The sequence below is a fragment of the Microcoleus sp. D2_18a_B4 genome (assembly GCF_036702475.1).
Lineage (GTDB): Bacteria > Cyanobacteriota > Cyanobacteriia > Cyanobacteriales > Microcoleaceae > Microcoleus.
Map to the genome: position 1 here is coordinate 18,239 of NZ_JAUBTL010000036.1, position 24,540 is coordinate 42,778.

Sequence of the window (24,540 nt, forward strand, 5' to 3'; positions counted from 1 at the left end):
TTCAATCTAATTGAGTAAGATTAGCCTATGCGCTAGACAACTAACCGATCGCCAGATTCGGGTAGTGAAAATTAGTAAAATATATTAAAATAAATAGAGCGCTTATCCAAGGAGTCTAAACAATGAGTAACTCTGATACTACATGGTCTGCTGATGGTACAAACATTCCTAATATTGCACCTCATACTAAAACTAAGCATTTATTAATAGAGCAATATGTTACAGATTTAATTTGTACGCTTTATGGGACAGGAAAACATGGGGTCAAAACTTTTACTATTGTTGATGGTTTTTCTGGAGGAGGTATTTATAACGATCGAGAATCACATAATACTTGGCAGGGTTCACCTATTCGCTTAATAAATGCCGTGAGAGAAGGTTATTTAAAATCACAAAGGACTTATTCTTTAGATGTAAAGTTTATTTTTATAGAAAAAAATAAAGAGCATTTAAAATGTCTTAAAAATGTTGCTATGTGCCAAGCAGGATTTGAAGAGTTATTGGATGAACAAATACATACTTTTACAACGGAATTTCCTAAAGGAATAGGCCAACGAATAGAACAGTGTGAATTTATTAGTGATGAATTTGAAAACCAGGTTAATTATTGCGTTTTTCAAGCTGAACAGAGAAGAGGTCATTCTTTATTCTTTCTAGATCCTTATGGATATCTTAATGTTTCTATGGAAAGCTTTAGAAAAATAAATAGCTTGAACAAATCGGAAATAATATATACACTTATGGCTAGAGATATTGAAAGATTTGTAATTGACAAAAATGGTAAAGAAAGAGAAAATTTTTATAAAAAACTTGAAGCAGAAGATTATTTTAAAAATTTAGAAAAATTACAAGGTTTTGGTAGGGAGGCAAAATTTCGAGATGAATCAATGAGATTATTTCGAGAGAAAGGAAATGCTAAAAAAGTTTTCACATTTGCAATGATTCCTACTAAAGATAAAAGAGTTTTATATTATTTAATCCATATTTGTAGTCATTTAAGAGCTTTAGAAGTTATGAAAGATAGTAGTTGGTTATATAACAACATTAATTATCAATATCATTATGAAATTTATGGGTATGGATTTAGAACAGCATCTTATTATGAAGAACATCAGCTTGATTTGCAGCTAGATATTAGCCAGCATAGTAAAATAGCTTGTATTGAAAGACTTAGTAATGATTTAGATACTTTAGTCCTTGAAAATAATTCTGAAGGCGTTACCTTTATTGAACTTTGTAATAAAACAATGGAATTCAATCCTGCGACTAGAGAACATTATTGTGAATATCTTAAACTCTTAAGAGAAGAGAAACAAATAAAAATTATGAGAAAAAATAAACAAACAAATTTATATAAAGAAACTCAAAGTAATAATCTTGAAAATTGTGATATAATAACAATGACAAATATGAAACAGTTATCTTTATTTAACAGATTTCATATGAAAAAATAAATTTCTCAAAGATTAATTAAGTTCAATTGTGATGAAAATTATGATTACTGGGACAGAAACAATAGTCAATCCACTCCAGAAGAGTGCTTTAAATAAAAAAAGTCTATGTGACTATGTTGTTAACATAGCATCGGGCTGTCTACATGGATGTACATTTTGTTATGTTCCTTCGACTCCAAGTATTAGAACACAACAAAAAAGATTACATCAAAAAGGAGTAGATAATCCTCAATTAGATTGGGGAAAATATCTTTTTATTAGAGAGGAAATTCCCCAAAAATTAGAAAATGTTTTGACCAGGAAAAGAAAATGGGAAAATACACCTTCAGGTAAAGGAGTTGTTTTACTTTGTTCCGGCACCGATCCTTATCAAAATAAACAAATAGCAGAAATTACTCGTCAAACAATAAAAATTTTACTTAAACATAATAAAAAAATTAGAATTTTAACTCGTGGTTTATTGTGGCAAAAAGATTTAGATATTCTCGTTAATCCTAATATTACATTAGGTATGAGTATTCCTTGTATAAATGATGAATTACTAAAAAAAATTGAACCACAAGCACCTTTATCTTCCGATAGATATAAAGCCTTAGAAAAGGCATATCAGGCTAATTGTCGTTTATATGTAGCAATGGCTCCCACTCCACCTATGATGACTTTAGATGACTTTAGATTTAATTTAGATAAATTTATGCAAATTAATCCAGAATTAATATTTTGGGAACCCATTAATGCCAGAGGCTCAAATGGTCAAAGAATGTTAGCAGCAGGTTTAGATTTTGCCAAGTCAATTATGACTAAAAAATCTTGGGCTGAAACTTTTATGAGACAATGGGGATTTATTGAAACAGCAGCAACAGAACTACAATGTTTAGAAAAAATACATATTTGGCCCGATCCGTCATTAAAAGGTTTTGTCAATGAAGAAAAAATTAATCATTGGCTATATAAGCCCACTATAGAAAAATGGAATTAGTGCTACTCGAATGGGCTAAAGCTCAACTACTTGAACCAGAAACCGGGTTTCTCAGACAAGTTGGGCATTCTAAAAAATATTATAGAGAAACCCGGTTTCTTAATTACAGCCCTAGGCTCAATGTATTAACTTATCAACTGCTTGAATGCCTCATGTTCGCGAATCTTCTCCAAATCAGCTTCACTTTTTGCCAACTCTTTACACACATTCGGATTGAGATTGAGGGCGCGCTTTAAATTTTCAATTGCTAATTCAATTTTACCTTGTAGGGCATAACATCGGGCTTTGTTGTACCAAATTCTGTAAAAATCAGGTCGGATTTTAGCAGCATTGTCGTAGGAAGCGATCGCATCTTCGTATTTTTGCAATTTGGAGAGTGCAACGCCTCGATTGTTCCAAGCGTCAGTATAATCATTTTTAATTTGTAGGGCTTGATTGTAAGAAATTACTGCTTGTTCGTACTCCTGCATTTTGGAAAAAGCAACGCCTCGGTTGTTCCAAGCATCGGCATAATCGGGTTTGGCTTGAATTGCCTGTTCGTAACAGCCGATCGCATCCTGGTACTTCTGCAACTCCAACAATACCACGCCTCGATTGTTCCAAGCATCGGGATAATTCGGACGAATTGTAGTAGCTTGTTCGTAAGAGGCGATCGCCTCTGGATACCGCTGCATTCTCGTGAGCACTACTCCTCGGTTATTCCAAGTATCGGCTAAATCCGGCTGAATCTTCAGGGCCTGATCGTAAGCTGCGATCGCATCTTGATAACGGTTTTCAAAGAAACAAGCATCTCCCTGTTTAGCATAGTCGGCGGCCGTCAATAGCTGTTGGTAATTGCCATAGTTAACCGGAGCAAATTCTTGAATTTGGGCGTCGGGAAATAACAAGTCTGTTTCTGCATCCGCCGCGTGACTTTGGTGTTGAATTTCGCCTAAGATAGTTTCAGCGTCCGAAATTAATAGTTTTAATTGAGAGATTGTATCGTAATGGAGACTTTCAATTTCTTGGCGGGCAATTGTTGTCTGCTTGGACAATTTACTCAACAGAAACCAAACCCCGACTCCGGCTGCTGTCGGAAACAAAGTTAGGGCAATTATCAGCCCGTTAAGCAGTACGGCTATGCGCCCGAAAGCAATGTCAACTTCTTCTTGAACTCGATCGCGAATTTCTTCTTTAAGTTGCTGCTGTGAGAATTCCTGCTGAACCAACAGTGCCACCCTCGGTTCAGAGGCAGAAACGCTACTGGCGCAGACTAGAATAGTCAAAAGGGCGATCGGGCTAATAGTTGTTCTAAAGATACTTGACAAACGCATTGCCTTAGTGATACGCACCTGAGTTGCGATTTCCATGTGTCAAGAGATGCTGATAACGATGATCCCAGACTAGCCCATTTGTTCACAAACTCTTAAATACAGGATATCTGTTGTGCAGTCCCCTCCGATCAAATTGCTGACGCAAGAATTGCTAGACGAAGTTGCCGCTTCCTCCCGCCGCAGTCCCCGCCAGCGACAAAATTACAATTTCCACGATTTGTCTGAAAAGGTGCAGCGGTTTGTCAACGTGCTGCAACCGGGCACTTATGTCCGCCCTCACCAACACCTGCGCCCGCCTGCAGTTAACGGTTTTGAGTTTTTTGTGGTGATTCAAGGAGAAGTCGGTATTGTTATTTTGAACGAAAACGGTCAAATCCTGCGCTCCTTGCGAGTCAGCGCGGCCGGCCCGACTCGCGCTGTCGAACTGCCAGAGGGCACTATTCACACGTTAGTAGCTTTGACACCGGATACTGTGATTTTGGAGTTTAAGGAAGGGCCTTACGACGTGGGGGCTGATAAAGACTTTTTGGCAAGTTTTCCTGCGGAGGGAACTGCGGCGGCGCGAGAATTAGTTCGGATTTGGGAAGCCGAATTTAACAATAGACAGTTGACTGTTGACTGTTGACTGTTGACTGTTAAAAATCTAAAATCTAAAATCTAAAATCTAAAATCGATTGACTGTTGACGGTTAAAAACCTAAAATCTAAAATCTAAAATCTAAAATCTAAAATCGATCGGCTGATTACTAAGGACTGATGAATCTAATTGTCGTCATCCGATTGTATAAATCCGGGGCGGTGCGAATGATTTTTCTCAGAAGTTCATCCGTCACCCAAAAGACGAGGGGAAACGAAAATGTTTTGCTGAATTCGCTGCATAGTAGGTTGGTAGAAACCAGCAATCTATCGATCGCCTCTACTGATTCCAAACCGAGGAGCATTAAAGCTGGAGGCTGTTCCCCGTCTATTTCTGCTGCGATTGTCCTGTAGAGAGTTGTAGCCGATTTGGGCAAAAACAGTTGCTGCGGTTTCACGGGACAATTTACTTGCAGGCGATCGACTATTTGCTGCCGCAAAGCCAGCGAGTTGCAGTTGACTAAAACGAAAGAAAAGTAACCTTGGGAAAGACGGAGCGTCCGAATTAAAGTGGATAACGACCGCTCGTTATATTTAGCTGCATCGTCTTTAGCTGTATTTTCTGAGCTTTGCTCGACCAACATAAATTGCATATTTTTTATCTAGTTTTAGAGATTTTCTAGATTAAATGATGTTTCTAAAGAAAATGTGAAGATCTGAAATTTATTTTTCCTTGGAAAACATTTTGCTCACTCTACCACGGTTTTAAATTAATATCAATAGTCCGCTCGAAATAGTCCGATCTACTGATTTGGCTTGAACCACTCAAAAAGCACCTGCGACGGCACAACACAAGTATAGCCGCAGCAAGAAGGAAGAAGGCAGAAGCATATTTCGCAAGGGTTTCCGCAATTAAGAACGTTCTTAATATATGACACGATTGCTAGATTAAATGTAATTTAAAATACCAAAAAATTACCGAAAATTCTCAGCCAGCGGCAAAGTAAACCAAAAACTTGCCCCAGCACCGGGAGTGCTAATTACCCCTATTTGGCCGCCGTGAGCATTAATAATTTGCCGACAAAGATATAGACCCAAACCCAAACCGACGGAGTGTCGGGATTGATCACCCCTAACGTAAAGGTCAAAAAGATGTTCGCACTGTTCCGGCAATATTCCCGCCCCGTCATCTTCCACGGTACAGTAAATCATCCTACTTCCGGGATTGGGGATTGGGGATTGGGGATTGGTAATGGGGGATTGTGGATTGGTAATCGGTAATTTGTCGATGTCTTGTTTGGCTCTCCTTTGATTTATAGTTAATTTTTCAGCCTTGATTACTTGAGCAGAAACTGTTAAATTCAGTCCCGGAAAATTGTGTTTCAAAGCATTAGCTATTAAATTAGATAACACGCGCCACAACTGAGTTTTGTCAGCATTCACGGCTGGCAAATCATCCGGGACTAAATTTTTAAAAGTAGCTTTACCCTCATTCATTAAAGGCTCCAAATCGGTCGCAGCGGCTTCAACTATCGCCCTCAAGTTAACCGATTCGCAGTGCAGAACCAAACCGCGCAATTCCCCGGCGTGAACTTCCAACAGCGAATTTATCAAGCGCAATTGCTGCTCGCTACCTTGAATCATCCGATCCAAAACAGAACGGGGAATTGCGATCGAATCCCCAGGTTTCGTCTGCCAATTTTTCAGCACCATTAACATTCCCGCTACCGGGTTTCGCAAGTCGTGAGAAAGAGCGTGGATAAACAGCCGCAGCGATTCTTGTGCCTGTTTGCGCTGCGTGATATCCTCAATTAAACCCTCATAATAAAGCACAGCGCCGCTGCTGTCCCGTACCGCCCGCGCCTTCTCAGAAATCCACACAATACTGCCGTCTGAACGGTAAATTTTAGATTCAAAATCCGATACTGTGCCGCTTTTCTCGATCGATCGCAAAAACTCATTTCTGCGAGCCGGATCGACGTACAACTGCCGCTCAATATCAGTAAACTTTGCCGTCACTTCTTCCGGGGAATCGCAGCCGTAAATCCGCGCCAAAGCTGGATTGGCAGTAATATAACGGCCATCGGGAGTGCTTTGAAAAATCCCCTCGCCGGCATTCTCAAAAATGCTGCGGTACTTCGCCTCCGCCGCCTCCAACTGCTGGTAAGCAGATTCCAACTCACGCCTCGTACTAAACTCTTTCCGTTGCAGACATTCGTACCAATAAACGGACAAGTCACAAATCAAACAAAACCAAAACAAATATAAGTACAACCCGGTCAACTTAAAAGGAGTATACTTAGCAAAACTTAGATTTAAAACCAAATTTATCCCGACGTGGCAACACAAAACGCCGAGTTGAGAAATCAGGTGGAGACGCCAGCGGACGGGCATCACCGTAGCTTGGATCAGAAACGCTAAACTCCAGGTAAAAATTGGTAATTCCCCGGCTTGTGCGACAGCTAGCCCAAGCTGTACAATCACCGTCAGCGACCACGAAAAACCCAAAAATAGCAAACCGGGATAGCGCTGTCCGAAGGAGGTTTTTTGCAACACAAAACAGGTCAATAAACCCAATTCTACAGCAGCGCTCGTGTACAAATAAACACTTTCAAACTCCTGGCGAGCGAAGAATCTTTCGCCCAGAAAATAGACAGTTATTGTGAAGGCAAAAAAGATGGCAATTCCGACAGCAGGGCGCAGCCGATCTCGGAGGAAGCGATCGCGCCACCCCTCGTAAACCGTTAATGCCTGAACTGGTTTTGCATTGCCCAAATAGGTCATACCATTTTAGCTTTTAGATTATATCAATTCCGGTTGCACCGGAATGACTGTTGACTGTTGACTGTTGACTGTTGACTGTTGACTGTTGACTGCTGGCTGTTGACTGTTGACTGTTGACTGTGAGTCCCAAAACTTAGGGGTTGCGCGGATTTTAGATTAGAGATTAAAGGATTGGGGAAGATCGATCATCCGAGTTAACAGCAGGTAGCGAAAACCAGAAAGTCGAGCCACCTCCGGGAGTGCTTTCGACGCCGATTTCGCCGCCGTGAGCTTTGATAATTTGCTTGGAGAGGTACAATCCCAAACCCAGCCCTGTTAATTGTCGGCTATTCGGGTCTTGAACGTAAAGTTCAAACAAAGATTCCCGCTGTTTGGCGCTGATTCCCACTCCATTATCTGTTACAGTACAGCGAACCATTTTTACGGTGACACCGGGCAATTTGCTGCCGATATTGCCAATTTGACCCTGATAGCGGGGCATTTTGCAACTGCCGTCGAGGTTGAATTTGGCCAGGGTTTCCTGATTTTTCAGGGTGGTCTCGCCCATCCTAGGACGATCGCCCGCAGCAGATATCCCATTAGCGATACAGCGGGCAAGCGGATTATTGGGCGATGTTAAAACCTGGGAATTTTCTTCATAACTGAGCGCTGTTTCAACTTCAATTACCTCGGATTTAAAAGTTATATTGACTCCTGGAGGATTGTGTTTAATAGCATTAGTCAACAGATTTTCTAGCACCCGCTGCAAGTGTTGGCGATCGGCATTGACTTGTGGCAAATCCGCCGGAATATCCTGAGTCAAACTTGCTTGATTTTTGGCCAGCATCGGTTCTAAATCGGCAACAATGGCTGAAGCTAAAGACGGCAAATGCAGCGGTACAGTATTGAGAACAATCCCTTTGACCTCGCTAGCGTGAGCGTCGAGCAGGGCATTAACCATAGTCAACTGGTGTTCGCTGGCCTGAACGATGCGCTGCAAAATCGATCGAGAAACCGGAACATCTTGTAGAGAGTCAGAGGGCGATTTGTTGAGCAAATTTTTTAGCAGTATTAACATTCCCATAACAGGAGTGCGGAGATTGTGAGAAACTGCGTGCAAAAATAGGTCTTTCAAGCGGTTGCTTTCTTGCAACTCGTGCATTTTTTGCTGTAGTTGGTGGGTGCGTTCCTCGACTTGAGATTCCAAGTTGGCATTGAGAGCTTTTACCTGCTGCAAAAGTTGGGCTTGCTGTAGAGCGATCGCCACTTGGGTAGCGAGTTTTTCCAACAAATCAATTTCAAATTCCTGCCACTGGCGGGGCCCCGAACACTGGTTGACGGCCAAGATCCCGAACAATTCATCCCCCAGGAAGATCGGCACATTTAACGTCGCGCGAATTTGATAGTCGCTGTACAATTGGGCAATTGGAACGCTGAGTTGAACGCTAGCAGAATCGGAGATAGATCGGACGCGGTTGTTAGCATAAAAAGTTTTCTGGCTTTCGAGATGATTCTCGTCAGCGAGTACCCACCCCAAAAGAGAACGGCATTGGCTTCCCACAGACTCGGCCACAACCTTACCGTACACCGGGCTAGGAAGATTTACCCCGTCCGCGTCCACAATACCGATGAAAGCGCGGTCTGCCTTGAAAAATTGCCGGACTTCGGCAACAGTAGTATTGAGAATTTCTTCGAGGTCGAGGGAGTTGCGAATTCGCAGGGCGATTTCTGAGAGCAAGCGATCGCGATCGGAGGACGCCCGCAAAGCGGTTTCCGCGCGGTGGCGTTCGGTAACGTCTTGGACTGTGGCGGCGATCGCCCCTGACTCAATTGCCGACTGTTCGCAGACAGTACGTTCGGAGCCATCTGCCAGCACAATTCGGTAGTTAATGCAATAGGCTTGGCGTTCAAACATAGCTTGGCGCTGCGATCGCGCCACCAATTCTCGGTCTTCTGGATGTACCGCCTGCAAAAAAACTTCTGGTGTCGGTTTGACAGTTCCAGGAGCAAAACCCAAGAGGCGGTAAAGTTCGTTTGACCACCGCAATTCGATATTAGATATATGATGTTCTGCGGATTCTTGGCAGTTGTCAGTTGCTGTGAGGGCGGCGCAATTTAAATCCCAATTTCCCAAGTGAGCGATGCGCTGAGCGTTGGCTAAACTAGCTTCGCGATCGCGCAGCATGGCTGCCGTGCGGCGCACCTCCACCAGCGCTTGCTGGCGTTCTGCTACGGCGGCGGCCAACATCAGAGCCACAAGGGCGATCGTACCGGTAAAAGCTTGTAAAAATAAAACCGCCTGTTTGAGATTATCGCTTTTGGCCAAAAACGGGCCGCCTCCCTGCACTGCTCCCCAAATCGCGATGTAAGAGACGATCGAATAAGCAAAAATCGCTCCCGCCGGTTGAAACCGCAGGGCAGCCCAAACTATTAGAGGAAAAGGCAGATACTCCAGCGGATACTGAGCGATCGCCGCTTGTGTTTTTGAGCAAAAAAATAGCCAGCTAACGCTCAGCAAGAGAGTCAGCCAGAGCGCTATTTCTGAATAATTAATGATTAAAAATAGAAGATTGTAGCGGTTTTCAGGTGCAGGAAATCTCCGGGGATAATTTGTAACTTGTGATTGGTAACTTTCCCAGTTAAAAAAGGGTTTTAAAATAGAAATAATCCGAGATTGTTTCTCACCTCTTACACCATTATCAAGAACAGGCAAGATGCCTGTTCCACAAGAAAATTCATCTCTTGTGGAACAGGCATCTTGCCTGTTCCTAAACAAGTAATTGAGAATAATGAAATATCTGAGTTTTAGTGGAAATTTAAAACTGTTAACGACGTGGTTCAAAGTCAGCAGCACGGGCGTTACAATCAAAATTCCCATGCCGTCTCCGAGCCACGTAGTCCACCAGTTGCGAGAGAAATTGCTCCACTGAGCCCAACCAAAAATGCACGTACCCAAGTTGCCGAGGATAGAACCCACAAGAGTAGACCCGATGACAGCGCCCGCTACTAAAGCCAGAACATCTCGCAGTCGATCGAGTTTGGTAGAAAATCCGCTCCAAGTCAGTAAAGCCTCTCCAGCCAGCGCTTGCAGGGTGACGCTAAAGGCCGATGTGGCAATAACAGCCGACGGTATACCGCCGGTAGAGTTTAACAGCACCGAACCGAGGACAATTCCCGGCCACATCCGTCGCCCTTGCAGTAGCAGTGCCGCTAGAGCAATACCGGCGGGCGGCCACACGGGGGAGGGTTCGCCTTTCACCAGTCCCAGCATCGACGCTGCGAGTTTTCCGGTAACAAAGTAGGCCAGCGCCAGGATGCCGGTGTACAGAAGCGTTCGAGTGCGGCGGTTGAGCAGTTTCATGTTTAGGTGCGATCGAATCCTCCATTCCTAGTTCTTAATTTAGGCGGCTTTGGGGCGATCGAGCTTCCTCCTGACGACTCACCTGACTGGGGGAGTTGACTGTGGACTGTTGACTGTTGACTGTTGACTGTTAACTTATGACAACTGCCTACTGACAACTGACAACTGACAACTGACAACTGACTTATTAAAATCCAAAAGTCCGCTTACCATCCGGCTTAACAGTAAGCCAATTGGTCTTTGCCATTGCCAGTTGTTCCTCAGAAACTGTAGCGTTCGTAAGATTCGCCCCGCACAAATTTGCTCCCCGCAAATTCGCCTTAGTCAAATAAGCCCCCGTCAAGTCAGCACCTCGGAAATCCGCGCCTTCAAAATTGGCAGTGCTGCAATAAGCCTCTGTCAAGTTGGCATCTCGCAAATTCGCCTGAATTAACCGGGCGTGACCCAAATTCGCCCCCGACAAATCCGCTGCTTGCAAATTTGCCTTCACCAACCTAGCCTGATAAAAATTACTTCCCGCTAACTGCAATTTTTGCAGTTGTAGGCCAGACAGATCGCAGTCAGCAAAATCGCGCTTGCCTTTAAAATATGCCGCTCGCAAGCTATTGGTGTCCCACTTAGGAGCAACTTTCGATAGCTTTGACGCTGCTAAATTGCCGCTAGAATGTCCAACCGTTCCGAAAGTTCTGCCTGACTCAGCCAGAGTCCGGGAAACTCTGGGCTGCATCCCCGTGTTCCCGGATTGGGTGAAGGAACTTCTACCAGCGCGGGTGTGGTTCGATCGTAAATCGTGATTAATTTTGCTCTCAGGCCGTGACCACGAAGAACCCTCCTCATTAAATATTGTCGGTTCTTCAACTGCACGAGAAGAGCCGTTGAATTGAGTTGCCAAGCCATCGACAAGACTTGGGTCTTCAAATTCGCCAGAGAGAGCTCTGAGGACATCTGCTGCTGATTGGAAGCGGTGACCAACCATCGGCTTCAGCATTTTTTCGAGAATCCGCGCAAAATTTGGGCTTACCTGAACGTGGGGCTGCCAAACAATTTCGCCGGTTACTCCATCAAAATCTAAATCCTTGGGCGATTTTCCTGTCAGCAAGTACAAGCAAGTCATCCCCACCGCGTAGATGTCGCTGGCAAATATCGGCCGCAGCGCCATTTGTTCCGGGGGAGCAAAACTAAATGTGCCGACTGAAAATTTCGTGTTGGCGCTTTGGTCGGCGGGGTCTAATAATATTGTTTGGCTAACTTGGTCTTTTACCGCTCCGAAATCAATCAGAACTAAGTGGCCGTCTTGAACTCGGCGAATAATATTTGCGGGTTTGATGTCTCTGTGAATTACTCCTTGGCTGTGGATATATTGCACTACTGGCAGAATTTCTAATAGAAAATTTTTAACATCCGATTCGTTGAAACGACCTGAGTGCTTGACTTCTTGTTTCAATGTCGAGCCTTTAACATACTCTTGAACTAAGTAAAATTGCTGTTCCGTTTCAAAATAATCTAGCAGCCTCGGTACTTGCGGGTGGTCGCCCAGTTGGCCGAGGGTTTTTGCCTCTCGCTTGAATAATTCCCGCGCCATTTCTAAAACTCGCGGCGACGAACTACTGGGTCGCAGTTGTTTGACTACACAACTCGGTTGACCGGGCAATGAGATGTCTTTTGCCAGAAATGTAGCTCCAAAACCTCCTTGTCCTAACGGTTCAATGACTCGGTAGCGAGCGCGCAGCAATAACCGCGCACCGCAAGTCTGACACTGAAGAATAGAGTCAGCAGGGTTTTGAGGATGTGGACAGCCCGGATTTACGCAGTAGCTCATGTTGATTGAGTTTGCCTATGTTGTTCTGATCTTGTCAGCGTCGATCGACGCACAAATTGCCTGTTCCTGCTTCTGGTAGAAATACTGATCTATCATTTGCCGGCGGGCCGTGCGTCCGGTTGCGAATTGGAATTGCACCTAAGTCTATTAGGCCGATATCTTTTCCCTATTTTGATTATCTCGCTGCTGTGAGTTTTTTCGGTAGATTATCCTTGAAGATAGTTTAAAGACTTGGTGACGACTCCCAACCCTAACTCGCGGACGAGTATAGGGTGGGCTTCTCAGCTAATCCTGCATCTGCATCGGAAGCACGCTGAGCTTTAATCACTGTCCGCCCGACAGCAATATTCTTGACATTAATTGCAGCATTCACATCCCTATCTAGTTCAAGACCGCAGACATGGCAACTATGCCATCTGTCGGCAATAGTTTTAGGGATGCGAGTACCACAACTAGAACAATTTTGGGTAGTGCCATTTGGATTCACAGCTATAGCCAATTTGCCAGCACTTTCAGCCTTACAAACCAGAATAGATAGGAATTCACTCCAACCAGCATCTAGGATTGACTTTGCCATCCTAGTTCTAGCCAAACTTTTGACATTCAAATCTTCAAAGCCAATTAGGTCGTATTTGTCTAGTAATCGCTTTGCAGTCTTGCAATGAAAGTCTCTGCGTTGCCTTGCCACTTTTTGATGATGTTTAGCAAGACGTTTAACAGCTTTTCGTCTGCGATTACTGCCTTTCTTTTTGCGAGAGACAGATTTATTTCGCAGTTTTTTATCCTTTTGGGCTTTTCTAGCAAACTGAGGAATGGTTACAGTATCAGCATCACTGGTTATCAAGAAATCCTTGAGTCCCATATCAATACCAACTGCACGATCGAGATTGATATCATAGCGTAGGGTTGGCACGGTGACATCTTGTAAAGTCAAGGTGACATAGTAACCATCCGCAGCTTTGACAATCTGAACAGTTTTGATTTTAAATCCATCGGGAATAGGACGGTGCAAGATAATCTTCACGTCACCAATTTTCGGTAAAGTGATGCGATTACCTTTGATGCAGTCCTGTTTCATCTGGCTATAGGTGAAACTGTGATATCTACCTTTCCCTTTAAATCTTGGCTTGCCAGAACGCTGACCAGTTTTGTCAGCCTTGATATATCGATCAAAAGCTTTTTTAACTTTCTCAACACAATTCTGCAATACCTGAGAATGAATCTGTCTGTACTCAGGAAATAGCTTTTTGGTATTGAGTAAGTCTCGCTTTTGCCAGTAATAATCTGGCTGTTCGAGTATGGGAGCAATACTGCATGATACCAGAGAGCATGAATCGAGAGGGCAACGAGTGGACTCATACCAGTTAAAACGCTCTGACAGCCTATAGTTATACTGCATCCGCAACAAATTAAGCCACTCATCAAATTGATTGGCTTGCCATGAGTTAGGACGTAATTTGTATTTATATGCTCTAATCATGCCATAATTATACCATGCTTGAAAGTTAGTCTTGAAATAAAAAATAATTGTCCATCTACGGGGCCTCGAACCCCCTTGATGGGCGGGCTTTTATCCCGCCACTCATCCTCGATCGGATAGAGTGCGGAGATGAAAGCTATTGAGCTAAATTTAGATGCTCTTTGTCCTGTCAGATACTTCTAGCATACCTCATTCTATTTTGAGAATGTTACTAATTTGTCACCAATTAGTGACCTTTGGACTCATCGCTCGTTTTTGCGTCAATCACAAAAAGGTGTTGACAAAAATAAACTAATGTGGTATAAGTGTCCGATAATTTATGCTGAGGCTACACAGTCGAAGTTCGCCGGGGCGGACAACGGACAACTAACTACTGACAACTAACTACTGACTACTGACTAAATTATGCGTATTTCTCTAAACTGGCTCCGGGAATTGGTGGATGTGGCGATATCGCCGGAAGAATTAGCCGAAACCCTGACAATGGCAGGCTTTGAAGTTGAAGAAATCGAAGACCGCCGCCCGTGGGCAAGCGGTGTAGTTTTGGGCAAAATTATCGCCTGCGAACAGCATCCGAATGCAGACAAATTGAGAGTTTGTCAAGTGGATGTCGGCTCTTCACAAGCTTTGAATATTGTTTGCGGCGCACCCAACGCTAGGGCAGACATTTACGTGCCTGTCGCTGTTGTCGGCACTTTTCTCCCGACTATTGATTTAAAGATTAAACCTGCTAAATTGCGGGGCGTTCCTTCCGAAGGAATGATTTGCTCTCTGGCGGAATTGGGACTATCTAAAGAGTCAGCCGGAATTCACATTTTCGAGTTAGAAAATCCCGAATTGGGCAGCGATATTCGCCCGCTTTTGGGTTTAGACGATGTGATTTTAGACTTGACAGCAACTGCCAACCGTGCTGACGCTTTGAGCATGGTGGGTGTAGCGCGGGAAGTGGCGGCGCTGACTGGGGCGAGTTTGAGAATTCCCGAAGCGAATGGTGTTGTGATTGAGGGCAAAGAAAGTCCAGGTTTGGCAGTAGAAATATCGGAAGCGCAAGGATGCCCGATTTACATCGGCACGGCAATTGAAGGTGTGAAAATTGCTGCTTCTCCAGCTTGGTTGCAGCAGCGGTTGCAGGCGGCGGGAGTGCGGCCGATTAATAATGTAGTTGACGTAACTAATTACATTTTGCTGGAATGGGGACAACCGCTGCACGCTTTCGATCGCGATCGCCTGCAATCTTTCACCGGTACTCAAGATATCAGCATCGGCGTCCGCTTTGCTTCATCAGGGGAATCCTTCAAAACTTTGGACGGACAAAACCGCAATTTGCAAGCACAAAATCTGTTAATTACTGCTAGCGACAAACCCGTTGCCTTAGCTGGCGTAATGGGCGGCGAAGATACGGAAGTTCACGAAGGCACGCAAAATTTAGTTTTGGAAGCAGCGATTTTTGACCAGGCAACGATTCGCCGTTCTGCGCGCGCTCAAGGCCTCCGCAGCGAGGCATCGATCCGCTACGAACGGGGGGTAAATCAGGCGGCATTGACGACGGCCTGCAACCGCGCTGTTGCCCTAATTTTGGAGTTGGCTGGAGGCACTGCGACGGTGCAGAAAACGGCGAGTTCGGGGGATGATTTGAGTTTTAGCCGATCGCTCGAATTGCGTTTAGACCGAGTAAATCTGGTTTTGGGGCAGTTGAAAAGAGGACAAACCGGCGGTTCTAAATATCTGGAACCGGAAGAGGTGAAAAATATCCTGACAGCTTTGGGATGCGAAGTTGTGCAGACGGAAAAAGAACGGGTGTTTGCGATAACTGTTCCTCCTTACCGCTACCGCGATTTAGAAAGGGAAATTGACTTAATTGAAGAAGTTGCCAGACTCCACGGTTATGACAATTTCTGCGATACTCTGCCCAGCAAAACGGAACCCGGTTATCTGTCACCAGAATATGCGGCAATTCGGAATGTGCGATCGGCTTTTCGGGCGGCCGGGTTGACGGAGTTGATGCACTATTCTTTAGTGAAAACTGAGGGAGACAATCAAGTAGTGCTGGCGAATCCGCTGTTTGTGGAGTATTCAGCTTTGCGGACTGAAATGCTGTCGGGTTTGATTGATGCTTTCCAGTACAATTTGGAACAGGGAAATGGCGCACTAAACGGTTTTGAAGTCGGCCGCATTTTTTGGAAAGATGGGGATGCAATGAAGGAAGCGGATGCAGTTGCGGGGATTATCGGCGGCGATCCGACTGTGTGGAAATGGCAGCAGTCTGGGCGCGATCGACCTTTGACTTGGTTTGAGGCCAAAGGTATTTTGGAAAGCGCATTTCAAGAGTTGGGTTTGTCGGTGGAATATCGACAAGATGATGGTAAACAGGATGTTTATCCTATTAGTGGCGGGCAAGATGCCCGCCCCACAAGGCTGCATCCGGGCCGCACCGCTGCGTTATCGTTAAACGGGAAACATTTAGGGGTTTTCGGACAGTTGCACCCGCAATTGCAGCAGGAAAAGGATTTGCCAGAGCAGGTTTACGTGTTTCAATTAGATTTAGCGGTGCTGTTGGGTGAATTAGGGCGATCGAACAACTTAACTCGCAAGTTCGCGGGTTATTCGAGTTTCCCCGCTTCTGACAGAGACATTGCGTTTTTCGCCCCGATTGAAGTTCCGGTTGTTGAGATGCAGAGTGCGATGAAAAAGGCGGCGGGTAGTTTGCTGGATTCCGTGGAATTGTTCGACGAATATCGGGGCGACAACGTGCCGGCGGGACAGCGGAGTTTGGCTTTTCGGTTAATTTACCGCGCGGGCGATCGAACTTTGAGCGAAAGCGATGTCGAACCGGCACAACAAAAAGTTCGCGATGTTTTAGTTGAGAAATTCGGCGTTAGTTTGAGAAGCTAAAGAGGCTGCTACTCAGCAATGGAAACTGCCAGGGAATGAATTCCCTGGCGGACTCAATTTTTAACGTTAATTAAATTGTCACCAACGGCCGCAACATCTCCCCAACCATAAAATAAAAATCAGGAAATTGCAAAGGAGAAATACTCGCATCATCTCCAAGAACTACTATACTCTCATAGCCATCCTGAGTCGGCTCTCGAAATACGTGAAGTTGCCGATTATTAACATCCAAAACCCAATAATCAGCAATTCCTGACTGAGCATAAAGATTTGCTTTTATCCCCAAATCTGTTCTCAGCGTAGTATCGGCTACTTCAATAATCAGATAAACTTCAGAAGGAGTTGGATGATGGTCTTCATAGTAAAGCGGATCGGGTACGACCACAGCAAGATCGGGTTCAGGTTCCGAGTAATCATTGAGCCGAACTGGATCTTGCAGCCGCACCAAAACTCGCTCTCCCAAACGGTTTTCCAGTAACTTCTCTGTGCGTGTCACCGCTGCACTGTGTGCTGTTCCTTTTGCAGCCATCTTTACTATCTGTCCTGCCAATAATTCAACTCGTTCGTCTTCCTCAAAAATACCAATTTCTGCCATGCGGTGATACTCTTGAACCGTCAACAAACGAATATCTAATAAAGTCATAGCCATCTTCTCCTATCTAACAATCCTCTCTCTTTCCCCTCTTCCTCTGCGCCCTCTGCGCCCTCTGCGGTTCATTAATCTTATCGTTAAAATTTTCGTTAAATCCTCTTACTCTTATTGTACAATAACTTTTAAACAAATTCATCTAAGGCTCAAAACCGTGACCAAATATGTGATGTGGGGAAGTTACTGCGAAGACGTTCTCGAAAAACGCGCTCCGTTTCGAGATGCTCATTTAGCCGGATTGGCTAAGCAGAAGGAATCGGGTGTGTTAAGTACGATCGGGCCCACGAAAGATTTAACAAAAGTTTTTGCAATTTACGAAGCGGAAGATGAGGCGGCCGTGCGACAATTGGTGGAAGCCGATCCTTATTGGGTAAATGGGGTTTGGACTGAGTACGATGTGAAAGAGTGGATTCAAGCTTTTTGAAGGGGTGAACAGGGTGAACCGCTTAACATTGGGTGACAGCGATTTAGTTCCAGTGGACTATGGCGATTTGCTGGACAAGATTTTAGAAGTTTTGCAATCGAAAAACCCGTTTAATATATCAGATGACCGCCGCCGTCTGATCGTCGATATTGATGCGATCGCTGCTGATGTTGCAAAAATGCAAGTGCCGACACCATTGGGTTCCTATGAACGTCAAGCAGATGCTGCTACGGTTAATTTTCCGCCGGAAGTTGAGGAGATTTTTGGCGATCGAGTCAGGCAGATTAAAGAGTGTTTGCGGCAGCACTTAGCATCTAAATTGCTCCCACAAAATACTTCAATTGAAAAGTTTGTCGCTAGCTTAATCACTCCTTTAGATTCATCCTCTTTTCAGGGAGACGGCAAAAAGCTAGGTCTCAAATACGATTTTGGTACTCGCCACACTTCTTTAGAAAAAGAAAAGCTAACTTTGGAACGCCGGGTTTCTGGAAGTCCTGGGACTTTAAAACTGCATAAATTGACTATTGCTGTGCGAAATACCGATATTTTTCAACAACAGCTAAAGGAGGGTTTAGAAAACTACATTAGGGAAAATGCCGAGAATAGCAACGATAGGCAAGAACTGAACCAGCGTCTTGATGAGATGGTTAATAATGAATACTCGGATTTTCATAAACTGCTCCGACTGGTTGACAAAGAAACCCTAGGAAAAATTAACAAAGAAGCCAAGATTACTTATTTGGAGTATCTGCTGGAACACATCAGCGCTAGCAGCACAGATACTGTAGGAATCATCTATTTAAAAGATTTGATTCGTCGTCTCAGATTGATAGAAGATTACATCAACGACAGTAATAAATCCGATGGCGAGTATGCTGCCAATTATGCTGGTGTTAGAGTTAATTACAGAGAGATTTTTGCGCGATCGGAATTTTTAGATGCGCTGCCAATTATTCCCCTGGTAGAAGGTTACTTGGGAGAAAGCACGGACAATCATCGGAACGAACGTAAATTTATATTTGGTCTCAAACTAAAATTAGACAACCCAGTTCAAGCGCGCGGTGGAAAGGACGTATTTGAATATCATCTGAATCTGCTAAATCCCGATAGTGAGGAACACAAAGCAGAACTTACCGAAGATGCTAATACCGAAACCTTCGTCCGCAAAGTGTTAAAAATAGCATTTTTGTATCACTGTGTGTTTGCATCTCCCCACACTCCAGGCTCGCCAAATTATAACCCTGAATTGGAACTTGAATTTAATCCTATTCCGGCTTTTGAGCAACTCATGAAAGATGTATTAAATCGTGATAATGAGGAAATCAAAAAAAGACTTTTCCGAAATTTTATCACACGCTTTAAGCAGGTTAATGTTAAACATAAAATCACCCATCTTAAAAGAATGCTGAAAGGCTTTATCGAACGCCAGACAATTTTGCCAAGCCGCACAGAAACGCGACACGTAAACCTCAAAAGAGGTCTGTTAGAAGACATTGACAATATTTTGGATAATGGTAAATTTTTTAATGAAGTTCTGGATCGAAATTACAAGCAGACACTGCATTATATTGTCGTCGAACAGCCTAGTGTTGATGAAACAGCAATCTGTCAGCTACCGATAAATATTACTATCGAAGATGTCCGCTATTTTCCTACTGATGAACGCCAAAATTTCAGCATGGAATACAATATCAAAGGTGTCGATATTTTGCCGATGCTTTCAGCACCTAAAGCCGATCGTTCGAGAAAAATTTACAGCCAGCATTTTTTAACAAAATTAGTTTTGTTTCCTTATGACGACAAACGACTAGACAGCGGTGATAAAGGTTTACCACCTGCGGCGGCTTTTGTGTATAAATTTACGATGTTGCTGCTGTCTTATATCTGCCTGAGAGTTTTACTCGAAAATACTGCAAAAAACTTATTTATTCCGATGGTGAGGCTGCATGAAGGTGACGACAAACACCCTTCGCCCTCAGAAAAATTTATGGCTAACCTTTCCAAAACATTATCTCACATTTTGAGTGAAAAACAACGCTCAACTTCTCAGGGATTTCGTATTAGAGAAGATCCAAATAGTTACAAAGTTCATAACGGTTTGAGTTCAATGTATTCAATTCTGCCTAAAAAATTTAAATTTAGCAATGTGCAGTTATCTCCAGAGTTAGATAATTTAGCAATCATTGTTGTTTCCAGTCGCGACAGTGATGCTAAAAGAAGTAATAAAAACCGCTTCCAAAGAACAGCTAGTTTAATCGGAGAAGCTATTGGGATTAATCGCCTCGAAGACGATGCAATTGAAGTCAAAGTGCTGAAAACTTTTTCCGAGAATTACAGTGTCAGCCGCCTTTATACTGAGCCGTTAATCCTTGAAGATGCAATGAGTCAGCTTTATCAGCAAGGATATCGGAATTTCGCATATATTTCGCAAGCACCTTACATGAGTACGCTGCATATTACAAAGACTGAGGAAGACGAGGAATTGTCTTTTATGTCAAAAAAATTGCTCCGAACTTTGAAGGGAGAGCGACGAGATATCAAAATTTATCCGATGTTTTTTGATAAATACTATGTCCGCAGTTTCCTAGGTGATAAGGGAAAACCTTTTTACATTCAGGATGCTATGGAGCTTTCGAGCTTGTTTGCAGATACCAGTCAACAAGCTGTAATGTTTTTTAACTTGTTTAACGGACTTAAGGTAAAGGAGGAGAAAAACTTTTATAACGGTGTGATTTCCTACTCGACTCTGTTGCATATATACGACGGAATTCTGGACGATCAAGACCTTCACCAAGGGTTAATTTACGACGGTGCTATTAAAGATACGTTGCTACATTATTTGACAATTTTTCACTTTTATCGCTATGAAGCTCGCAAAAAAGATATGAGTTTTAAAGTTGACCCCTACGAGCAGATTATCGGTGATGAATCCGTTGGTGCTTTATCTGTGTTTAGTCATCCGGGCGGGAATGCTGAGTTTAACTCGCTGGCTTTTTTGAATAAGGTAAGAGAAGTATTAAATGTCGGTGAGAGAGGTACAAAATAATGATCGGTGAAGATTTTGGGCGGCTGTTTGAAGTAGGATTCAATATCGGCATTCTGGCATATATTCAGCGGGAAAATATAGCTCATAATTTCGGGGATTCCTATCGTCTAGATTTGCAGAAACTCAAATTGCCAAAGATGATGGCGGAAATTACTAGAGAAGCTAATTTGCTCGGTAGTTTGGATGCTAAAATTGTTGAAAAATGGAGTTTATTTTTTGTTCAAAAAGGCTTTTTAGGTGGGTTGAATTTTTTCCGGGAGTACATCAAATCTACTGGCTGGAATTTAAATTTGGTGAAGATTTTGTACTGTCAGTGCAGTTTTAGCGATGCTAACAGTATCAGAACTTATAATAAGGATGCAAAAGCAGGATTTAAAGAGGTATTATGTCAGTTGAAAACTGCGAAACCTAATTTATCAGGCGATGAAATTAACTCCTACATCCGTCGCTACAAGGAAAAAGGCGAGTTTTTGCAAGCTGATACCCTGCTTTTGTTACAGAATGGTAAGGATTTTAGAATTCTGTGCGTTGATTTATCTGTGTTTACTCCCCCGTTGGCTTCGGAAAAAGTCGAGAATTTGAACGAAATAGAGGTGATGCGGAAGTCTTTGCTCCGAGAAATTAGCTATTTGCGATCGAAAAGTGTTTTTTCTAATCTGCGGATGGATACCAGCACTTTAGGTGTGGATTTCTCGGAGGATTTAAAACGCTTTTTTACAGCTTTTAAGTATAAGGATAAGGAAAGCGCTAAGCTGATTCAGGCGGGTAGCTACGCTCACAGCTTCTATGGATTTTTGCAACAAACAGGTATAATTTCAAGTGATGCTGAGGTTTTGTTTAATGTGGTTGGTTATGGCGATCGCAATATTAGCACAATTTCCCTACGCACGGACAAACTTAAGCTGTTAGCAACTTGTTCTGAAATTTACAAAAATGAATCTAGGAAGCAAGAAATCAGCGATGCTCGCAGCGAAGTTTTGGATGTGATTCAACTCAACGGGGCTCGCAGTTTCAAAGAAGGCAGAAAATTTGTCGATTCTCTGTTAGGAATTGGGAAAAATGCCACTGAACCTGTATGTCATACAGAGACAATCGAGAATTTTGTTAATTCAATAGATATTATATCAGATAAACTGGCAGATGACTTGCAAATTTCTCGCGGATTAGACCTGCGAAATGCTCACGCTGAATTGATTGTGAAAGCGCTTCAGTCTGATGAAACTTATATCTTTTTGACGGGGAATCCGGGAATAGGGAAAACAACTGCGATCGCCAATTTCCTCAAAAGCCATATCGAGGACGGTTTCTTATTCCTGTACGTAAGTCCCCGCAAGCAAGTAAACTTAGATATTCTCGAAAAATTTCAAGATAAAAATACTGGTTTGCTGTGCGACAATCGATTATTTTGTATCAACACTAACGCCGATATCATCAAAAGTAATTCAGGACACTGTACCGTCAAGTACGCATCGAATAGCTATCGCGACGATTTGACAAAAAAAACTGTTCGCTTCCTCAAGGATGATTCAGGAATTCAGAGGACGGAATATCATCAATCAGAACTTGAAAAAAAGGGAGAAACAGTAATTAAACCCATTAATTCCAAAGGAAATGGAGTGCTTAAGAGTATTTGCGAAGGTATATACGCGCTGATAAATTGCCAGGTATCTAATAATATCGTAGCTACCGTTTCTATTCAATCGGTGAAGATGAAAGAAAACCGACAAAATACCCTAGAGCATTTAGATAAAATTTTTCAAGATACTTACAATAAACGGGACAAACGGGTCATTTCCGCTAAGATGCAAGAAATATCCCGTCGTATCAAACATATTTTCATTATGATAGATGAAATTACGGGAGATGATGGTGGGGTTGAGTTTTTAGCCGGAATTGCTAAGATTGTCAAAAAACATGAGTTACACAAGCGAGAACACGGCTTTAATACTAAAATTATTGTCGCAGATGCTTCGATTGTGGACTGCGATGTCATCAAACAACACCTTGATAACACGTCACCGGAACCGGACAAAATCTATTTTAAAAAGTTAGCGAAAGATTCGGAAGAAATTCAACCTTTACAAGTTATTCCTTTTAAATTTAACAATCTAGCTGCAAAGGTGATTAATGCGAATTCCTACCCTGCGCGCAGTTTAGAGATAACTTATAAGGTATTTGTCGAAACTGTTAAATACAGTGAAAATGCGCCTTTAAAACAGAATACTAATTTAGTAAAGCGGGTACAATCTGAAATAATTGAGGATATCACTCAGCGATTAGCAATCCCAGGTGTAGAACAAATTATAGTATACATTCAGAACAAGCAAAGATTGGCAGAATTAATTGAAAAAATTAAAGATAGTCGCGAAAAGTTTGAGCAGTTTACCGATTATCTGGAAATTCACGCGAATATCTCGGAAGAGGAGAAAGAAAAAATACAGAAATACAAAAATACAGCTAAAGTAATCTTTATGACTGCATCGGGAAGTCGTGGACTTTCTTTCCCGAAAACTAAGCATATTTTAGTGGATATTCCCCGCTTCCAAATTGAGAAAAATCTGATGGAAATCATACAGGTGATTTATCGGGGACGGGGAGAATATGACAACGGTAAAACCCTTGATGGTGAAGACAAACAATTGGTTTTTTACCTATCTGATACCGCAGTTTATTACGCTGATGATGCGGAACTTTCCCTGCAAGAAAGCAAATTGAGTTTGTTGAATTTACTGCTAATTCTGAAGACGGCGGTGATGACGCGAATTTCGGGATACGGTTATTTAGGTAGGGAAAAGTTTTTGATGATTCCCATCGGCGGTAAGTCGGTTTCCGCAGTCGGGGATACTTTTAGCAGCAAAATGGCGGCTCTTATTAAGACATTAAAGAGCGAGAGCCAGCGAGGAAATATGTTGTTTAAGGAGGTTTATACGAGCCTGGAACAGCTTTTGAGTCGCGGGGATTATGTTTTGAAAACTTCTGATAATTCTCGTCAAAAGAGCGATTTCTATCTGGAAATGCGGGAGGATTTTAATCGTAAATTTTTGGAGAAGTGCAATCCTCTTGATGGTTTGTTGAGCTATGATAATTTAGAACTCGGTCATGTTTGCGGTAGTTTGTTGATCGTACCTCTAGCCGATCGCACTTTGGTAGAAACATATCAGATTCGGCTTCATCGAGAAATCAAGGAATGTCTAGAGAAGAAGTTGCTGCACAAAATGCGTCTAATTAGGGATAGCGATTCGTCCCCGGAGAATGTAATATCGGCTATAAGAGGAGGTGCGATCGAGTTATTGCAATTTCTCAACAGCGATGTGGAGAAAACTCAGTATTTTGAAGAGCAGAGTCAGCAGTTCGATCGCTATTATGCCATACCGCTGTTTGCTTTTGTCAGCGCTGAGGAAATGCAGGAGTATTTTGCTGACAGCAAGCTGGAAGAACCGGAAGATAGGCGGTTTCGGGATATTTTGTCGGCTTATGTGCGATCGATCTACCCTGTAGATAGTGTAATGCCGATCGGGCACAAGTATCAAGACTTCCCATTTATTGTGTTTAGAAGCTACAGTTTAGAGCAAAGTCGAGAAAAGATTTTTACAGATAAATATCTTTTAAGTTCCAACGAATTGAACGTACTCAATTTAATTTTGTCGAAGCAGGTAAACTGAAACTTGTAGGTGCGTCAGACGATTTTAGATTTTAGATTTTAGATTTTAGATTGGGAATCAAGGATGACTATTGGGGTTTAGATATTACCTACAGTTGCATTCTTGTTGGAAACGGCTATCAGT

General features: G+C 42.9%; 15 protein-coding genes. 7 read left to right on the plus strand and 8 right to left on the minus strand.

Annotation, left to right across the window (positions count from 1 at the left end; genetic code table 11):
* Positions 1–122: 122 nt before the first annotated feature.
* Together tcmP and QUB04_RS19915 are read left to right on the plus strand one after the other, a co-directional pair.
* Positions 123–1,454 (plus strand): three-Cys-motif partner protein TcmP, encoded by a 1,332-nt coding sequence (tcmP, locus tag QUB04_RS19910; RefSeq protein ID WP_333286964.1) that lies wholly within the window; start codon positions 123–125, stop codon positions 1,452–1,454.
* Positions 1,455–1,485: 31 nt separating this feature from the next.
* Complete coding sequence (locus QUB04_RS19915; RefSeq protein ID WP_333286965.1) at positions 1,486–2,433, plus strand: radical SAM protein; 948 nt, start codon at positions 1,486–1,488, stop codon at positions 2,431–2,433.
* Between the two features lie 125 nt (positions 2,434–2,558).
* On the opposite strand, the gene QUB04_RS19920 is transcribed toward QUB04_RS19915, so the two are convergent.
* The gene (locus QUB04_RS19920) at positions 2,559–3,782 is read right to left on the minus strand and encodes a tetratricopeptide repeat protein (protein ID WP_445301075.1); all 1,224 of its coding nucleotides are present in this window, start codon (positions 3,780–3,782) and stop codon (positions 2,559–2,561) included.
* Between the two features lie 76 nt (positions 3,783–3,858).
* Here QUB04_RS19920 and QUB04_RS19925 point away from each other — a divergent pair, with 76 nt between their 5' ends.
* Positions 3,859–4,371, plus strand: coding sequence for a WbuC family cupin fold metalloprotein (locus QUB04_RS19925; protein WP_333286969.1), 513 nt, complete (start codon positions 3,859–3,861; stop codon positions 4,369–4,371).
* Between the two features lie 120 nt (positions 4,372–4,491).
* Here the strand turns inward: QUB04_RS19925 and QUB04_RS19930 are convergent, their stop codons facing one another.
* The 6 genes from QUB04_RS19930 to QUB04_RS19955 all read right to left on the minus strand — a co-directional run bounded on the left by QUB04_RS19930 (position 4,492) and on the right by QUB04_RS19955 (position 13,744).
* A complete protein-coding gene (locus tag QUB04_RS19930) occupies positions 4,492–4,974 on the minus strand; it encodes a hypothetical protein (RefSeq protein WP_333286972.1) in 483 nt (160 codons plus the stop codon).
* A gap of 322 nt (positions 4,975–5,296) precedes the next feature.
* Entirely contained in the window at positions 5,297–7,105 is a 1,809-nt protein-coding gene (locus QUB04_RS19935; protein ID WP_333286974.1) for a PAS domain-containing sensor histidine kinase, read from the minus strand.
* A gap of 163 nt (positions 7,106–7,268) precedes the next feature.
* A complete protein-coding gene (locus QUB04_RS19940; protein WP_333286976.1) occupies positions 7,269–10,445 on the minus strand; it encodes an MASE1 domain-containing protein in 3,177 nt (1,058 codons plus the stop codon).
* 2 nt (positions 10,446–10,447) lie between these two features.
* Positions 10,448–10,624 carry a hypothetical protein gene (locus QUB04_RS19945; protein WP_333286978.1) on the minus strand — a complete coding sequence of 59 codons (177 nt, stop codon included), beginning with the start codon at positions 10,622–10,624 and terminating at the stop codon, positions 10,448–10,450.
* A gap of 8 nt (positions 10,625–10,632) precedes the next feature.
* On the minus strand, positions 10,633–12,264 hold the full coding sequence (locus QUB04_RS19950) for a serine/threonine-protein kinase (RefSeq protein ID WP_333286980.1): 1,632 nt from the start codon (positions 12,262–12,264) through the stop codon (positions 10,633–10,635).
* Positions 12,265–12,514: 250 nt separating this feature from the next.
* Positions 12,515–13,744, minus strand: coding sequence for a transposase (locus QUB04_RS19955; RefSeq protein WP_333286982.1), 1,230 nt, complete (start codon positions 13,742–13,744; stop codon positions 12,515–12,517).
* A 405-nt stretch (positions 13,745–14,149) separates the two neighbouring features.
* Between QUB04_RS19955 and pheT the strand changes: the two genes are divergently transcribed.
* Complete coding sequence (gene pheT, locus QUB04_RS19960; protein ID WP_333286984.1) at positions 14,150–16,636, plus strand: phenylalanine--tRNA ligase subunit beta; 2,487 nt, start codon at positions 14,150–14,152, stop codon at positions 16,634–16,636.
* 70 nt (positions 16,637–16,706) lie between these two features.
* On the opposite strand, the gene QUB04_RS19965 is transcribed toward pheT, so the two are convergent.
* The gene (locus QUB04_RS19965; RefSeq protein WP_333286986.1) at positions 16,707–17,279 is read right to left on the minus strand and encodes a Uma2 family endonuclease; all 573 of its coding nucleotides are present in this window, start codon (positions 17,277–17,279) and stop codon (positions 16,707–16,709) included.
* Between the two features lie 160 nt (positions 17,280–17,439).
* Between QUB04_RS19965 and QUB04_RS19970 the strand changes: the two genes are divergently transcribed.
* Genes QUB04_RS19970 through QUB04_RS19980 form a run of 3 tightly spaced genes read left to right on the plus strand, consistent with a single transcriptional unit; the run spans position 17,440 to position 24,417 of the window.
* Positions 17,440–17,709 carry a YciI family protein gene (locus QUB04_RS19970; protein WP_190741349.1) on the plus strand — a complete coding sequence of 90 codons (270 nt, stop codon included), beginning with the start codon at positions 17,440–17,442 and terminating at the stop codon, positions 17,707–17,709.
* 13 nt (positions 17,710–17,722) lie between these two features.
* Positions 17,723–20,755 carry a hypothetical protein gene (locus QUB04_RS19975; protein WP_333286988.1) on the plus strand — a complete coding sequence of 1,011 codons (3,033 nt, stop codon included), beginning with the start codon at positions 17,723–17,725 and terminating at the stop codon, positions 20,753–20,755.
* Positions 20,755–24,417, plus strand: coding sequence for an ATP-binding protein (locus tag QUB04_RS19980; RefSeq protein ID WP_333286990.1), 3,663 nt, complete (start codon positions 20,755–20,757; stop codon positions 24,415–24,417). Before QUB04_RS19975 ends, QUB04_RS19980 begins: the two co-directional genes overlap by 1 nt.
* Positions 24,418–24,540 lie beyond the last annotated feature (123 nt).